We start from the raw sequence: 17,352 nt of genomic DNA, 5'->3' as shown, positions 1-17,352 counted from the left end.
TAAATCGAACAAAAGGGAGTTGTCAAGAAATGAACTTGGAAGCGTTACCGGTTGTTCAAGGTAAATACAATCTAGTAAACTACAAGGATACTTGCGCAAATTTTGATTGGGCTGATACTGAGAAGCAGTTCTCATGGTATGAAACAGGTCGAGTCAATATGGCTTATGAAGCCATTGATCGTCATGCGGAAACGTTTAGGAAAAATAAGGTTGCTCTTTATTTTCGTGATGATAATAGGGAGGAAAAATATACATTTCGTGATATGAAATTATTGACGAATAAGGCTGCTAACGTTTTGAAAACGCATGGAAATGTTGAAAAAGGAGATCGAGTCTTTATCTTCATGCCTCGTTCCCCTGAATTATATTTTGCCACATTGGGAACGATTAAGCTTGGTGCGATCGTCGGTCCTTTATTCGAGGCTTTTATGGAAGGGGCCGTGAAAGATAGATTAGAAGACAGTAAAGCGAAAGTGCTTGTGACGACTCCAGAATTACTTGAAAGAGTTCCAGTCGAAGAATTACCTGATTTGAAGACTGTTTTCCTGGTAGGAGAAGATGTTGAAGAAACAGAAACGCTTATTGATTTTCAAAAACGTATGCATGAAGCAGATCGCGATTTAGATATTGAATGGGTGGATCGGGAAGATGGCTTAATTTTACACTATACTTCTGGTTCAACTGGTCGCCCTAAAGGGGTCCTTCATGTTCATAATGCCATGGTTCAGCAATATCAGACAGCCCGTTGGGTATTAGACTTGCAAGAAGAAGATGTCTATTGGTGTACAGCTGATCCAGGCTGGGTAACAGGTACATCGTACGGGATTTTTGGCCCGTGGCTAGCAGGTGCATCAAATGTGATTGTAGGAGGACGGTTTAAGCCAGAAACATGGTATCAAACCTTAGAGGATTTTGGTGTGACTGTGTGGTATAGCGCTCCAACGGCATTTAGAATGTTAATGAGTGCTGGTGATGAGCTAGTAAAACAATTTGATCTTTCAGAGCTTCGCCATGTGTTGAGTGTAGGTGAACCGCTTAATCCGGAAGTGATTCGCTGGGGATCAAAAGTGTTCAACAAACGGATCCATGATACGTGGTGGATGACGGAAACAGGGGCACAATTGATTGTGAATTTCCCTTGCTTAGAAATTAAACCAGGCTCAATGGGGAAACCAATCCCAGGCGTAGAAGCCGCGATTGTAGATGATCAAGGAAATATCTTACCGCCTAATCGGATGGGGAACTTAGCGATTAAGAAAGGTTGGCCTTCTATGATGCGTGCGGTCTGGAACAACCAGGCAAAGTATGATTCATATTTTCTACCAGGAGGCTGGTATGTTTCAGGTGATTCTGCCTATGTGGACGAAGATGGCTATTTCTTCTTTCAAGGGAGAGTCGATGATGTCATCATGACATCTGGTGAACGAGTAGGTCCATTTGAAGTAGAGAGTAAAATTCTTGAGCACCCAGCTGTAGCAGAAGCAGGGGTAATTGGAAAACCTGATCCTGTTCGCGGTGAAATCATTAAGGCATTCGTTGCTCTACTTGAAGGAAACGAACCAACAGACGAATTAAAAGAGGATATTAGACAATTTGTGAAAAAAGGTCTTGCTGCACACGCAGCACCCCGTGAAATTGAATTCCGCGACAAGCTGCCGAAAACACGAAGCGGGAAAATTATGCGCCGGGTCCTAAAAGCCTGGGAGCTTGATTTACCAACAGGCGACCTATCCACAATGGAAGACTAGACTAGAAAAGCGCAAGCGCCTGTTTAGCGACGTACAAATTTAAAGACTTTCGACGAGATAAAGGAAACACGAGGAGTCCGCAGGACGAGTCGATGTTGACTTATCGTAGGAGGAAGACGTAAATTTGCTAGTCGCTAGGCGCGGTAGCTAGCCAAAGAAAAGCGGAAGGCGGTTGCAATAAGGGACATCCGACTGTGAAAAAAGTGGTTACTCTTTTATCAAGGGTAACCACTTTTTTGTATTCCGTTTGGCTAAATAAAAACGAGGCTGGGACAAAAGTGCTTTCACCAAAGAAAAAAACGAACTAGTATGGTGTATATACTCGCTCCGGAAATATACTTCGCTTTCCGCGGGCGAGTGGCAAGCCTCCTCAGGCTTCGCCTGGACTCTCACTTCCCGCAGGAGTCTACGTATATTTCCTTCGCTAAGTAATACATTGTTCGCCTTTGGAGCTTAACATTTTAGTTATGTCCAGCCTCGTTGACTCGTAGATAAAGATGGTCGGTCTATTCTTCTTCGTCCTGTTTTGGTGGATCTTTTTCCTCCTCTTTCTCTTTCTTCTTGTTTGCTTCATCTTGCTTTTGCTCTTGTTCCTTTTGTTTTGCTTCATCTGCTTTCTTTTGCTCATCTTTTACTTTTTGCTGCTCTTCTTTTTTTTTATTTGCCTCTTCTGCTTTTTTTGCTACTTCTTTAGCTTTGTCTTCTTCTTCCTTCTTCTTTTTTTCCTCTTCCTTTTTCTTCTCTTCTTCCTTATCTTTGCCAACATGATTGGACGGTTTAGATTCTCTACCAGCTACATCGACTGCGACAACATAGAATTTTCCATTTCCGACTTTTTGAGAGAGTGTACCATCGGAAAGAACAGAAGCGACTTTTTTACCACCTTCATTATATACACGATATCCAATAACATCGTGGCTGTCAGATTTACTCCAAGTAATTGTTTGGCCATCCATTTTTGCAGAAACAGTTGCTGGTGCTTTCCCATCATCCTCTAGTTTAGCATCGGCTACAACCAGTTTTTCCCATTGGGAATTTGCTGGAACGAGTTGGGAATAGTCACTCACAAAACCATAGGTGATTCGATTTAGAAAACTTTGATTGATGATCAATCCTGATTTTGTAAATTCTTTCGGTGTAGAAGATAAAGCAGCATATTTTTTTCCATTGGCTAAAATATAGCGGCCACCAGCACCTAGGCTATCATCTGTTTTATCTGGCACATATTTCGCATTATAGATATCTGAACGAACAAGTCCTGCTTTTTGACAGGCTTCAGATGGAGCCATTCCAGAAACGGCACAGTAAGAACGGTTCACAATTCCACCAGGGGCTTTAAAACGTTCTTTTGGCGCAATTAATTCTGGATCGACATCATAAGCCGCATTCATCAGGTTGGCCCAAATTCGATAATTCCGTTGACCATTATCTGTGTTGGATGTTCTATTAGAAGCATAACCAAGCCATGTTCCAAATGTAATATTTGGATTTGATCCGATTAACCAAGTATCTTTATAATCATTTGTTGTTCCCGTTTTGCCTGCCCAATCTGTAGAAAACTTTAACATTCCGGGAACAGAGGAGGCTGTTGCCCCTGGACGATTAAAGACACCGCGCATCATATCAGTCATTAAGTAGGCTGTTTGCGGGCTAAATACTTCAACAGGCTTTTTCTTATGCTCATAGACAATCTCGCCATCATGGTCTGTGATCTTGTCAACCATGTAAGCATCAACGAATTCTCCTCCATTGGCAAAGGTTGTATAGGCATTGGTATTCTCTTCAACCGTTACCCCATTGCTGATTCCGCCGAGTGCGGAGGAGAGATAACTTCCTTCTTCTTTACTAACGCTGGTGATCCCCATCTTACGTAAATATTTCGCAGGTTCCTTATCGCGAATTTTATAGTAAGTACTAACGGCTGCAGCATTATAGGAATTAGCTAAAGCTTCTCGTGCTGACACAAGACCATAGTATCTCCAAGAAGAATAGTTTTTTGGTGTATACGTTTTTCCTGATCCATCAGGAAAACTATACGGTAAATCCGCAATTACAGCACCTGGAGCACTTTCTCCCATTTCGATCGCTGGTCCATATACAAGCAAAGGTTTCATACTTGACCCATTTTGTCTGGGTACACTTGTTGCGTAATTCCATTGATCCTGTTTGAAATCTCGACCTCCAACAAAACTTAAGATTTTCCCTGTTTTATTATCAATTAAAATCGCCCCGACTTGCATTGGATCGTCGACTTCTTCCATTTTGCCTGTCTCCAAATTTTTTCGTTCTCTTTTAAAGGTAGGTCCAAAGTTCTGGTATTCACTCGTTGTCTTTTCAAAAGCTTCATATAACTTTTTATTAATGGTTGAATGAATTTGATAACCATTTTGTCGAATATCTCGGTCAGCTAAAGTTACGTACTTCTGTTTTAAGTCTTTATCTTTATCTAAATCTTTCTTTTTATGGCCATCCTGTTTCGCGAGTACTTCTGCTAATATGTCAATCGATCTTTCTTCAATTTCCGCCATTAAAGCAGGGTACTTGTCATAAGATCGTGGCTGCTTAGGAATGAAATCCTTTGTGATGTCATAAGCGATGGCATCTTGATATTCTTTTTCCTTAATATAGCCTTCTTTTTTCATTCTGTTTAAAACGGTCTTCATTCGATTTATCCCTGGTTCTAGTAGCTCAGGCTCTTTTATCTCTCCCTGGTTTGTAAAAGGAGTATACCTGAATGGACTTTGTGGTAAACCAGCAATGAAGGCTGCTTGGGGGAGGGTAAGATCCTTTGCATCCACACCAAAAATTCCCATTGCGGCTGCTTGTACACCGCCAATATTTTGTCCAGTAGAATTCCGCCCAAATGTCGTGACATTCAAATAGGCTTCTAAAATTTCATCCTTATCCATAAAACGTTCAATCCGTAGGGCAAGCAAAACTTCTTTTGCCTTTCGATCGAAAGAAACTTCATTTGTAAGAATTTGGTTTTTTATCAATTGCTGTGTGAGTGTACTTCCTCCTGATTGCACAGAGGAATTCGTAAATTCTTGGAATACGGCCCTAAATAGAGCTTTTGGTACGACTCCTTTATGCTCGTAAAAATATTCATCTTCCGTTGCAACTACAGCTTTCTTTAGGTTATCGGAAATTTCGTCAATTTTAATTTCTTCCCGGTCAATATCAGCCCGTAATTTCCCTAATTCTTTATTTCCTGCAAAATAAACCGTGGAAGTTTCCTCATACTGGTGAACACTTTTCACCATCTCTTCTTTTGCTAACACCTTTTGGTCTTTAACAAGTGAGGCAAAATAACCTAATCCAATACCACCTGCAAAAGCTCCCCCAATAATAAAGACAATGATAAACAGCAGTAGAAGATTCCAAGTTACACCATAAGTGACCCTTGCTCCTCTTAAGATCGATTTATAATGAATTTTGGAAGCAAATTCTTTGATACTCTCCCAAATTTTATGCACTTGGTCTTTCATTTTTCATCCCTCCCAAAATCATTCCTATTATAGCATAATTCATGGATAGGAATGGTAGAGTAAACGAAATTTTTGTGGGAATTTGACATTCTTGTTGGAATATGGTTAAAATACGTTAAGTTCATTAAAAAACATACTTGCTTTGATAGGAATAAGTAGTGGGCTGTCCCTGTGATTAGAGAATCGATGGTTGGTGCAAATCGATACAAACAGTCGAACGAATTACCTCCTTGAGCATTTGTCGTGAAGAATGATTAATAGCGACAAACGGTTTAATGCCGTTATATATGGAGAGCGGGGAAGCGAGCAATCGTTTCTCAAGTTGGGTGGTACCACGATAATAATTCGTCCCTTCGTTTTTACGAAGGGGCGTTTTTTATTTTTTTGAAAGAGAGGACAGAAGATGAGTACATTATTAGATGATTTAAAATGGAGAGGTCTCATTTATCAAGAAACGGATGGGGAAGGTTTAGCAGATACATTAAATAAAGAAAAAATATCTTTATATTGTGGTGTGGACCCAACCGCGGATAGCATGCATATCGGCCACTTGCTGCCATTTCTTACCCTTAGAAGATTTCAGACGCATGGACATCGTCCTATTGTTTTGGTTGGTGGGGCGACAGGATTGATTGGCGACCCTAGTGGGAAAAAGGAAGAAAGAAAGTTGCAAACGATGGAACAGGTCGAGCAAAATGTGCAAGGGCTTAAAAAGCAGCTCGAGCAAATCTTTGATTTTCAAGGGGAAAATGGGGCAGTCCTAACAAACAACTTTGATTGGGTAGGACCAATGGATTTGATTACTTTCTTAAGAGATTATGGGAAAAATATTGGTGTTAACTACATGCTGGCCAAGGATACGATTTCATCACGATTGGAGACCGGAATCTCATTCACCGAATTTACGTATACCATTCTTCAAGCGATTGATTTCTATCAATTGTACGAAAACTGGAACTGTAAAATGCAAATTGGTGGTAGTGATCAATGGGGAAATATTACAACTGGCTTAGAAATGATTCGAAAAATGGCTGGAGAAGGTGCGAAAGCATTTGGGATGACGATTCCTTTGGTAACAAAGGCAGATGGGACGAAATTTGGTAAAACAGAGAGTGGGGCCATTTGGCTTGATCCAGACAAAACGACGCCTTATGAATTTTATCAATTTTGGATTAATACATCTGATGCCGACGTGATCAAATATTTAAAGCTATTTACCTTTTTGGATAGACCGGAAATTGAAGAGCTAGAGAAATCAGTACAATCAGAAGCCCATTTAAGGAAAGCGCAACGGACATTAGCAGAAGAAATGACGCGATTAATCCATGGGGAAGAGGCCTTACAGCAAGCTATTCGCATAACGGAAGCTTTATTTAGTGGAAATTTCGCTTCTTTAAATGCAAAGGAAATAGCCCAAGGTATGAAGGATGTCCCTACATTTGAACATGAAAAAGGAATGGAAACTGGACTAGTCGAAATTTTAGTGCAGGCAAAAATTTCACCTTCCAAACGTCAAGCAAGAGAAGATATTCAAAATGGTGCAGTCTCCATTAATGGGGAGAAAATGACGGATGTGCATTATATAATAGAAGAAAGCGACAAATTGGATGGGAAGTTCACTGTCATCCGACGAGGAAAGAAAAAGTATTATTTGCTTCAATATAAATAAGAAAAACAGAAGGGATATGGAGAACGGCGTAAAGCATAATAATGGCTGTGCCGTTCTAATCCCACATAAGAAGTTTGAGCCTTCAAAAAAGATATAGGTGGAGCGAAGACACATGGATAAAGCCGTTATTTTAGATAAAACACGGGACTGGGTCTATCAAAAATTGAAAGCGGATGCAAGTGGACATGATTGGTGGCATATTGTTCGAGTTACTCAAACAGCCAAAATCATTGCAGAAGAGGAAAAGGCAGATATATTTATTTGTGAATTAGCAGCCTTATTGCATGATATAGCTGATACCAAATTATATGAGAATGAGACAGAACAAATTGAGCAAATAAAAAATTGGTTAAAGGACCTAATAGTAGAAGATCATACGATAGCAAGCGTTATTGAGATCATTCGGACAATGTCATACAGAGGGGGCGGGCGTCCACCAATGAAGACAAAGGAAGGGAAAATCGTTCAAGATGCTGATCGACTTGATGCAATTGGAGCTATTGGAATTGCACGTACATTCGCTTTTTCAGGAGCTATGGATCGATTAATTTATGATCCTACAGAAGAATGCGAACCTCCTCATCCATCTCAACACCTTCAAATTGAAAATGCTAGCACCATTCAACACTTTTATGATAAATTAATACATTTAAAAGATTTAATGAATACGGAATATGCAAGGAGAATGGCGGAAACCAGACATAATTATATGGAAGGATATTTAAAGCAGTTTTTTAAAGAGTGGAGTGGTGAGCTTTAAACTTAAGGAAGTGGATGTTTGCGAAGCAAAGATAAAGGGAAAACCATCAATAAGTTAAGATAAACTGAATAGATCACTAAGCTTGATAGAAATGGATCAGGCTTTTTTTATTTTAATGAGATAGAAATTTTTATAAAAAAGGAGAGGAAAAACATCTTAAATCATCACGATAAAAACGCCTTTGTGAATGAACTGGGTTGGTTACTTCGTGAGTACTGGCAGGCCCCTGCCCATTTGCGTGCCGTTATACTTGAAGATATATTGCTATTATGTAATGCCATTCGTTCGACAGAAACGTAGAAGGACTTCACATATGCATCCTTTTCGCTTATCCGCCCCTGATTCATACCTTATTAAAATTTTCAGATCATAAATATCTCCCTTCCTTAATATACTGTTCCTTAGAGGGTATATGCACTGCTCTGGAGGGAGAAACGATGGCGACAAGACCACCTATTTTGCGACCAGGTGATACGATTGGAATTGTGACATTGGGGAGTCCGTTAGACCGGAGTGTAATTGATGCGCGAATAAATACGCTCCTAGATATGGGGTTTACAGTCGTATTGGGTCAATTTGTCTATGCTCAAGATGGCTTCCTTGCTGGCACAGATCAGGAACGTGCGTCTGACTTGATGGCTATGTTTGAAAATGATCAAGTCAAGCTAATTTTGCCTACTCGAGGTGGTGTTGGCGTTGCGGGCATTCTTCCATATCTTGATTATGAAATCATTCGCCGTCACCCAAAAATTATAACAGGCTATAGTGATATGACGATATTATTGAATGTCCTTTATCAATATGCCGATTTAATCACATTTCAAAGTCTAATGCTGATCGACTTTCAACTGGCTACACCAGCTTATAATTTCGACCAGTTTTTTATAGATACGTCAACCCTCACGGCCCCTCGGCTCATTGTTAATCCACCCGATATTCCACTTATAAGCCGTGTTCCCGGGAATGTCACAGGTCCCATTGTTGGAGGGAACTTAGCCTCCTTTGTTGATAACTTAGGAACCCCTTTTGAAATAGACACACGAAATAAAATCTTATTTTTGGAAGAGACGCATGAACCCATTAATAAAGTCTATCGATATATGAATCATTTGAAGCTTGCTGGAAAATTTGCCGACTGTATCGGCATTGTTTTAGGCGAGTGTACAAATTGTCCAATTGCATACGGCCAGACTTACGAAGATTTAATTAATGAATTCGTTGTGCCACTAGGTAAACCGCTTATGACGAATCTCATGTCTGCCCACGGCTATTATAAAGCGTCCATTCCAATTGGTGCAATCGCCAATCTGGATACAATCAATAATACATTAACGATACTTGAGCCGACTGTTAGCCTTTAGGCTTTATCATATCTAAAAAAGAAGAGGCCATTCTCCTATAAATATCCATTCAAGAATCAAATCCTGAAGGCAATGTCCTTCAGGATTTGAATTTTTATTGTTTAGCGTACTATAAAATTGTCGGTTGTTGATAAGTTATAATTTTTAGTTTCGTCGTCTAGCTCCAACGCCCAGCGACTAGCAAACTTTCAGCTTCTGCTTGCGTAAGTCAACATCGGCTCATGTTTCGCCGTGCTGTCTAGCTACAGACGGCAGGAGCGAGAGACTCGCAGGATGCGAGTCCATCGGTGTTTCGACAGGACGTCGAGCCTTTAACCGATGTTCCGCAAAATAACCCTAAATCGCAGAAGGGGGGGAATTCACCCTTCTTCGTTTCAGAAACATTTGCAGCCGTCTTTCGCATTTCATGTATCTTTTATCTCAGGCCAACAGGATGTTGTGAATTTAGCCTTTTAACATTCAGTGGGGGGATGGAACCCCCCCACTGAATGAACTTTCACTTTATTGTGCGTTCTTGGCATCTTGGATCTTTGCGGCAGATTCATCTTCAATTACACGAAGGTACTCATTGCTATCCATACCTGATTCTGAGTATCTTCTAAGATCTAAATCAACATATTGGTCCCACTGACTAATTTGCTCAGGTGGTGTTGCTGGCGGATGGGTAAAAATGGAAGCTACATTTTTATCGTGTGTTGATTCATAATCTTGGAAAAATGAATCTAGGACACTTTCGTTCGTACTTGAAGGTCCGATTCCATTGCGAGAAGCCCATTCTTGGTATTTATCCTCTGTAAAATAAGTGATCACGTCAAAGGCAGCATCCTTATGTTCACTCTCTGGGTTGATGCTTAAACCGATAATACCGCCATCTGGCCGGTGACTTACCGCCGGACCATTATCCCAAACTGGTATGGGAGCGACATCCATATTTAAACCTTCGACATCTTTCCACCAGTTTAATCCTTGCACAAATGCCGTAACCATGGCTGTTGTTTGATCCCCGTCAAACTTGCCTTGATCGAAAGCCTCCACATCACTTTTTCCTTGAATATCTAATATTTGATCAATTAGATCAAAATATTGGCCGAATTCTGGTTGATCAAATAGTACTTCACCAGTTTCCGGATCTGTTTTATTCACTGATAACTGTTTAAGAGGCGTCTCTGCATCGCCTAAATCAAGTCCTCGATATTGGACGCCATTTCGTTCGCCAGTTAAATTACGGGCAAGATCTAATGTTTGGCTCCATGTCATATCATCGGTTGGGTAAGGCTGCCCAAATAGATCAAAAATATCTTTATTATAGAACAATACATGGTAAATTATTTCATAAGGCAAGGCTAGTAATCTACCTTCTTTATCCTTCGAGCGGATCGAATCAAGAAAAACTGGGTTAATATGACTTACATCATATGAACGCTTTTCAATCATTTCACTTAAATCATAATCAAGCTCTAAATATTCCATCGTTTGTTGAGAAAGCTCAAAGAAAATATCGGGTGAAGTCCCACTTGCGAATATTTCTTCTAAATCTTGTTGTCCAGATCCTGCTCTCACTTGTTCTAAAGTAATGTAAGGGAACTGCTCCTCGATCGGATCTTTAAAACGTTCATTAAACATATCCTCTTCCCAATGGACGAGTACTGAGATTGTAACAGGTTCTTTTTCATCCGCTTCCTCCGTTCCCTCAGTTTCCGCTTCCCCGGAGTCAGAAGAATCTGTTGAACCTGTTGCCTCATTTTTGCTAGAACAAGCTACGCACAGTAACCCTGCACATAAGATCAATAGAAAAAGAATCGATAGTTTAGAAATCGCTTTCATTATTGTGATACCCCCAATACGATAATTTTATATTTTTCATACCCCTCCAAAAGTCAGCATTGGGCTTGTTATCTGTGCTGAAAAGGGAGGTTGTATGTATAATTAATATATGCACGTATATATGCACTTATCACTATCCTATCAATAAGTGTTCTGAATGTTTGTTGAATTAGATAGTTGTAATTCAATGAGACTGAGCAAGCTTAAAATTGATTTTCTCTACAATAAAATATTCGAAGAATAACGAAAATGATTTATCCTCGGTCAGGTGTAAGCTTTTTTTAATGTATTTAAGCCGTGTTGAGCGACTTCAAGGGCTGACTTATTTTCATAATCAGTGATAAATAATTCTAACGACAAATAGTCTTTATACCCTATTTCGGTCAGTGTATTTCCAATTGCAAACGTATCGGACATACCTTCACCAGGAAAAACTCGATCTGCGTCCTCTATTTCCTCCTTTGATGGAGAGGAAGGATAATCATTCACATGGACAATACCAATTTGATTCGCCTGTAATGACTGTAAGTTTGCAAAATTACTCCCGCCAACATACATATGGAAAGGATCAATCAGCAATTTTCCATTTGTCACCTGGAGCTTTTTTAACACCAATTGGGCTTGCTCTAATGTAGAAAGCTGCTGAGATCTTCCCCAAAATTCAAGCAGTGGTTCAACGCCTATTTTGCGCCCAAGTGTGACTAAGCGATCAAAGGATTGAGCCATTTTATCCAATGTAACTGATTTTACTTCACCGAAGGGAGGCGCAGCGATTGAAAGACAGTCTATGGATGCTAAAAGTTCCATTTCTTCTTTCGCTTGTTTGAAGGCTGCTTCACGAGTCTCTTGGTCCTCATCTGCCCATTTAAAAAAAGCAATTGCATTGATTAGTTCAAGATCATTTTTCTTTAATGCTGTTTGAATTGTTTGAATGCTTCCACCATTCTCCAAATAGGAGTCAATATCACGCATCCATAGCTCGATGCCATCGTAGCCCGCTTGTTTTGTTACTTCTATTTGTTGAATAACATCAAGTTCAAAAGGGAATAAGGTTGAGGCATTAAGGGACGTTTTAAATGGAAACATGATTCATTCCCTCCCTTTCAGCGCGTTTTTTTCATGGACGAATAGCATGCGTCCTTCTTGATTGCTTTGTAAGGCTCGTTCAATCAATTGAATATTCATTCGGGCTTCTTCTGGTTTAACCTCAAGTTCGGCGCTCTCCATAATATGCTCATAAACATTTTGATAATAATCTTGATATGCACCAGGAAGTGTTTCGATTTTCCCTTTTAAGGTTAATTGCCCAATTGATGTATAAATATCTCCCCATCGTTCTTCCGCTTCCTTTCCCCATTGCCCATTGCTAGCAGGGGATTGCCCATTGATTAATGCCCTTTCCTGAGGATCGACTCCAAATTTAATAAAGGACCCATTTTCCCCATATAAAATATAGCGGGGACTTTCAATGCGCACAAAGGGGGAAGACCTCAATCGTACTTGTAAATTGTCTTCATAACCAAGGGTGACATCAAAATAATCATGAGTCACACTATTGTTACGTTGACTCTCAATCTTGGCTGAAATGGTGTCAGGCATCCCAAAAAGACAAACAGCTTGATCAAGTAAATGGACACCTAAATCATAAAAAACGCCCGTTCCTGTTCCAGCTTGATCTCGCCAATTATTTCCTGAAGCAATTGGGTTAAAACGGTTCCATTGAAACTCACACTCTCTGATTCTTCCGAGAACATTTTTTTGTAACAATTCTTTAATAGTCATGAAGTCGCCGTCCCAACGACGATTATGAAAGACGCTAAGCATCCTATTCTTTTCCTTTGCTAATTGTATTAATTCATCTGCTTCAGCAGTTGTTGCTGTAAACGGTTTCTCTACAACGACATGTTTTCCAGCATTCAATGCATTGCGGACGAATTCTACATGATGCGTACTTGGTGTTGTTACAATAATTAAATCGATCTCGGGATCAGCATATAGCGCTTCAGCGGATTTGACAACGTCTACCCACGGATAGCGCTCCTTTGAATGCTCATTTCTTCGTTCCACCACTTTCCTTAGACGTAAACCAGGAACAGATGTAATAACAGGGGCATGAAACGTTCGGCCTGCAAATCCATATCCAATCAAACCAACCTGAAGCTGGGGCTTCACAGCGAATCACTCCTAATTTTTGTAAATTGAACATTCGGTCTTTTCGAAAAATTCCTATCAAGCTCATCTTCTTATTCCAGGTCTCTCAATAACTCACCTGCTTTCTAAAAATGACTTTTTGAAAGTGTTCGAAGCTCACAGCTGATTATGTATCATGATGTTAAAAATAATATAGCACAGAATGAAAGATTTATGTACAAAAAATAATATTAATATATATATTTAAAGTTTCGAATGAATATTCATGATTGTTAAAGCTGATATACTTTAGTATAGAACGTTCTTAAAGTGGTTGATCATGAAGGATTTTTATACGGAACTATATATGAAAATGACTTTAATCGAATGAATGCTGATGTTTCAAAATGTGATAAAGGTCCTATGTGTAGAGGGTTGATAGGGTAGTGACATTCAACCATTGAAAATTTAATTAAGAAAGATCACGAATAAAAAAAACGCTGAAAAGTAATTCGAAAATGACTGGATATAGGTGTTATTAAATTGAATATTCCTATTGACATATCAATATAGTTGATATAGTCTATCAGAAAGAAAACGCATACTTTTTTCTGTGGTATGAAGACGTTATATTGAATGGATGGTGATGCTAGAGTAGTATATTCAAAGTTTCTTATCATTGTAGACACGTTGATACTGGAATAAAGTAAAAAGCATCGTCATATATTTATTTTTGATGTTTTTGGTTTGGAAATTAGCATACTACGATCTTTAATATAATTGGAGGATGGTTATATGAATTATCAAATTGGGATGCGTATTCCCCCAAATATTGGTAAACAAGGAATAGAAAAGGTAGCTCATTGGGCAGCTGAGATAGGGCTAGATGTGATTGATGTACCGAATTATAACGCAGAAGTAAAAAAAGCCTTACAGGATGCTGGGCTTCAAGTTGGTTCAGTAGATCTAAAGAACACATCTGCTTTGCTTAACCCAGATGAATCAGTCCGAAGAGATGCAATCGAGTCAATTAAGCAACAAATGACAGAGGTAGCCGAGCGAGGAGGGAAAATTCTCTTCATGGTGCTTATTCCTCAAGATGCGAATCAGTCACGTGAGACCAGCTTTTCCATTTGGAAAGAGTCTTTTCCGGAGGTGGTAAAACAGGCTGAAGAGACGGGACTTTACATGGCTTTGGAAGGGTGGCCAGGCCCAGCTCCACAATATCCTGCGCTAGGATGTACGCCTGAAACCTTAAGAGCGATGTTTCAACATATTCCATCCAAACATTTTGGGCTCAATTATGACCCATCTCACTTAGTTCGTCTCGGTGTCGATCATTTGCGCCTTCTAAGTGAATTTGCGGATCGGATTCATTATTGCCATGGGAAAGATACTGAAATTTTACCGGAGGAACAATATGAGTATGGAACGCTGCCGTCGACTTTTGGTGCAAAATACGGCTTTTCTGACGGCTCATGGCGTTATACGATTCCTGGGCAAGGTGATGTTGATTGGGGGAAGGTAGCTGTTCGTCTAGAAACGATTGGATACCATGGGGCGATCAGCATCGAATTAGAAGATCAACGGTTTTGGGGATCATTAGAAGCGGAACAGCAGGGGATTATAAAAGCAAAGGATCATCTTTCTTTGTATTTTAAATAAAAACTTTTAAAATGAGTGGTCAAAAAGTTGAATGTTTTGGGCCTGTCTGTAGTAACTATAGAATGATCAATCTATTTATGAGGGGAAGAAGAATAATATGGATAAAATTCGCGTTGGTTTTATTGGAACAGGTGGTATTTCGAATCTGCATGGAAATCATATAGCAGCACTTGATTATGTAGACATTGTGGCGGTTACAGATCCAAATCCCAAAAATAGAGAGAATTTTCTTAAGAAGTATCAACTGGCTAATGCAAAAGAATTTGTCCATCATAAAGACATGCTGCAAGATATAGCATTGGATGCGGTTATTATTTGTTCCCCGCATACACTGCACTTTGAACAGGCTATGGATGTCATGAATCACGGGTGTCATGTACTGATCGAAAAGCCGATGGCTTGCTCGAAAAAGGAAGCGGAGGAACTGATCGACACGGCCGAAAAACTAGGAAGAGTATTACAGGTATCGTATCAACGTCATTTTGACCCAGAGTTTATGTATATCCGTGACGCCATCGCCAATGGAGAAATTGGCAAGCTAACCTCTGTTACGGCTTCCTTGTATCAGCAATGGGGACATGGATCCAATAATGTATGGCGTAAGAATCCCGCCTTATCTGGCGGCGGAATGTTAATGGATTCAGGAAGCCATATTTGTGATGTGCTGCTTTGGACAACGGGGTTATCGCCAATAGAGGTATCTACACAAATGGAAAATCATAATTCTCCTGTAGAACTAGACTCTTTTACCTCAATTCGCTTTGAAAATAATGTGATTGCTGGTTTGAACATTGTTGGCTATGCCCCAATTTGGCATGAGACTTATGCATATTGTGGTGATAAAGGTGGGATCTTCTTGGATAATGGAAAGATTACCCTCCATCGATTAGGCGAAGAGCCGATCACACCAGAGCTTCCTAAAAAGGAAACAAACCAAGACCAAAGCTTTTTTGATGCAATCCTAGGAAAGCATGAGGTTAAAGTACCAGGAAAATTTGCTAAAGAAGTTGTCAATCTAACAGAAATGATCTACGAGGCAGCAGGATATCGTCCATTAGAAGATGGAGTAGTAAAGTAGACAAAGAGATTGTTCGTATAATTAAAAAACCATGGCCTTTTATGTTCTAGTCTTTTCAAAGGCTATGGTTTTTTTGCAATTAGGCAGGATATTTTCTAGAAAGATAGAATTTATAGTATGGTGTGAGAAATCACACAAACAAGGGTGCGTTGTCTGTGTACAAGCGAGGAATGGATTGAAAGATTGCGAGCCATCAGTGGTTAGTGGCTGAGGCAAGCACGAATATACTCCTGGACATTGTAATAGGGCAAGGCTTTTAAAAAAACTGATTAAAGGGTGGAAACATATGGATAGGAAAGTAAAAATTGGTATTATTGGCAGTGGAGGCATTGCTGGCGCACATGTTCGTGCATACAAACAAATGCCTGATGTAGAGATTTTGGGGGTTGCAGATGTTATTCCAGGCAAGGCAGAGGAATTTGTACATAGGCATGAATTGACGGATACCCAGGCTTTTGATAGCCATTTAGAATTGTTGGAGTTAGACCTAGACGGTGTGAGTGTTTGTACTCCTAACATTGCCCATCATCAAACGAGCGTTGATGCTCTTCAAGCTGGAAAACATGTTTTAGTAGAAAAACCGCTTGCGATTACTCTTGAACAAGGACTTGAAATGGTGCGAGCAGGTAAGAAAGCGGATAAAATGTTAACGGTTGGATTTCAACCGCGCTATGATCCAAATATGCAAGCTGTGAAAAAAATCGTTCAATCTGAATTAGGAAACGTCTATTATATCCAAACCGGTGGTGGTCGGAGGAGAGGAATGCCTGGTGGCACTTTTGTCAATAAGTCACTGGCTGGTGCTGGAGCAATGGCTGATATTGGCTGTTATTCTCTTGATTTGGCTTTGAACGCACTAGATTATCCAAAACCACTTAGTGTTTCTGCTTTCACCTCTAATCATTTTGGGACAAATCCTGCACATCATCCAGAAGCTGAGAAATTTGAGGTTGAGGATTTTGGTGTCGCACTTGTTAGGTTGGAAGGTGGAAAAGTGCTTAATTTTAAAGTCTCATGGGCGATGCATGCAGATTCGTTAGGCCCAACACTCTTCCTTGGAACAGATGCTGGTCTGAAGCTCACTCCAGCGGGAAGTGGACCGTGGAGCGGTGTTTGGGATGGAGGCATTGGCTCCATTACGATGTTCCATGATGTCCAAGGTCATCATACAGAAAGCACCATTCCAGTCCAACAACATAATTACAACATCTTCTATGAAAAAGTTCGTGACTTTGTTGTTTCGATTAAGGAGGATAAGCCTGCACCAATTCCTGGTGAAGAAATTCTTATCAATCAAGCGATTATTGATGGGATTCTAAGATCTTCAGAACTGGGCAAGGAAGTGGATATTGCCATACCCGAGTTGTAGGAAGAAACACTTAAGAAAAATAAAATCCTTAAATCAACCCCGCCGTGTGAATGGTGGGGTTTGTTTAATGCTAGAAAAAGACATTCCAAGAAATGGTTGACATAAATCGAATAGCTGTTTAATATATTAATCGTAATTGTTACGATTTACATTTGACCGAAGAGAGTTGTGTAACGAACTCTTTCAATAAAAAATTTTACTTAACAAATCGTAATTATTACGATTTAAAGATAGATAGGAGGATAAAAAGATCATGGCAG

General features: G+C 39.8%; 11 protein-coding genes and 1 other annotated feature. Of the genes, 7 read left to right on the top strand and 4 right to left on the bottom strand.

Features of this window, described 5'->3' with window-relative positions:
• The first annotated feature begins 29 nt into the window (after positions 1–29).
• Positions 30–1,748, top strand: coding sequence for an acetate--CoA ligase (acsA, locus tag IPU53_RS04930; RefSeq protein WP_207448482.1), 1,719 nt, complete (start codon positions 30–32; stop codon positions 1,746–1,748).
• 506 nt (positions 1,749–2,254) lie between these two features.
• Here the strand turns inward: acsA and IPU53_RS04925 are convergent.
• A complete protein-coding gene (locus IPU53_RS04925) occupies positions 2,255–5,236 on the bottom strand; it encodes a transglycosylase domain-containing protein (RefSeq protein ID WP_207448480.1) in 2,982 nt (993 codons plus the stop codon).
• Positions 5,237–5,369: 133 nt separating this feature from the next.
• Positions 5,370–5,592, top strand: a binding site (T-box leader).
• A gap of 47 nt (positions 5,593–5,639) precedes the next feature.
• Between IPU53_RS04925 and tyrS the strand changes: the two genes are divergently transcribed.
• From tyrS to IPU53_RS04910, 3 genes are all read left to right on the top strand, one after another.
• Positions 5,640–6,905, top strand: a complete 1,266-nt coding sequence (gene tyrS / locus IPU53_RS04920) for a tyrosine--tRNA ligase (protein WP_207448478.1) — start codon at positions 5,640–5,642, stop codon at positions 6,903–6,905.
• A gap of 112 nt (positions 6,906–7,017) precedes the next feature.
• Positions 7,018–7,665, top strand: coding sequence for an HD domain-containing protein (locus tag IPU53_RS04915; RefSeq protein WP_207448476.1), 648 nt, complete (start codon positions 7,018–7,020; stop codon positions 7,663–7,665).
• Between the two features lie 437 nt (positions 7,666–8,102).
• Positions 8,103–9,026, top strand: coding sequence for a S66 peptidase family protein (locus IPU53_RS04910; RefSeq protein ID WP_207448474.1), 924 nt, complete (start codon positions 8,103–8,105; stop codon positions 9,024–9,026).
• 501 nt (positions 9,027–9,527) lie between these two features.
• Here the strand turns inward: IPU53_RS04910 and IPU53_RS04905 are convergent.
• The 3 genes from IPU53_RS04905 to IPU53_RS04895 form a co-directional block, all read right to left on the bottom strand.
• Complete coding sequence (locus IPU53_RS04905) at positions 9,528–10,850, bottom strand: ABC transporter substrate-binding protein (RefSeq protein ID WP_207448472.1); 1,323 nt, start codon at positions 10,848–10,850, stop codon at positions 9,528–9,530.
• Between the two features lie 264 nt (positions 10,851–11,114).
• Positions 11,115–11,936: a sugar phosphate isomerase/epimerase family protein gene (locus tag IPU53_RS04900; RefSeq protein WP_207448465.1), complete on the bottom strand. Its 822-nt coding sequence runs from the start codon at positions 11,934–11,936 to the stop codon at positions 11,115–11,117.
• A 3-nt stretch (positions 11,937–11,939) separates the two neighbouring features.
• Complete coding sequence (locus IPU53_RS04895; protein ID WP_207448463.1) at positions 11,940–13,022, bottom strand: oxidoreductase; 1,083 nt, start codon at positions 13,020–13,022, stop codon at positions 11,940–11,942.
• 753 nt (positions 13,023–13,775) lie between these two features.
• Between IPU53_RS04895 and IPU53_RS04890 the strand changes: the two genes are divergently transcribed.
• The 3 genes from IPU53_RS04890 (at position 13,776) to IPU53_RS04880 (ending at position 17,092) form a co-directional block, all read left to right on the top strand.
• Entirely contained in the window at positions 13,776–14,645 is an 870-nt protein-coding gene (locus IPU53_RS04890) for a sugar phosphate isomerase/epimerase family protein (protein WP_207448461.1), read from the top strand.
• Between the two features lie 97 nt (positions 14,646–14,742).
• Entirely contained in the window at positions 14,743–15,723 is a 981-nt protein-coding gene (locus IPU53_RS04885; protein ID WP_207448459.1) for a Gfo/Idh/MocA family protein, read from the top strand.
• Positions 15,724–16,009: 286 nt separating this feature from the next.
• Complete coding sequence (locus IPU53_RS04880; RefSeq protein ID WP_207448457.1) at positions 16,010–17,092, top strand: Gfo/Idh/MocA family protein; 1,083 nt, start codon at positions 16,010–16,012, stop codon at positions 17,090–17,092.
• Positions 17,093–17,352 lie beyond the last annotated feature (260 nt).

The organism is Bacillus sp. SD088, from assembly GCF_017355205.1.
In the GTDB taxonomy this organism is placed as follows: Bacteria; Bacillota; Bacilli; order Bacillales; family Bacillaceae_C; genus Lederbergia.
The sequence above is the reverse complement of the archived record's forward strand: the minus strand, read 5'-3'. Positions and strand labels throughout refer to the sequence as shown.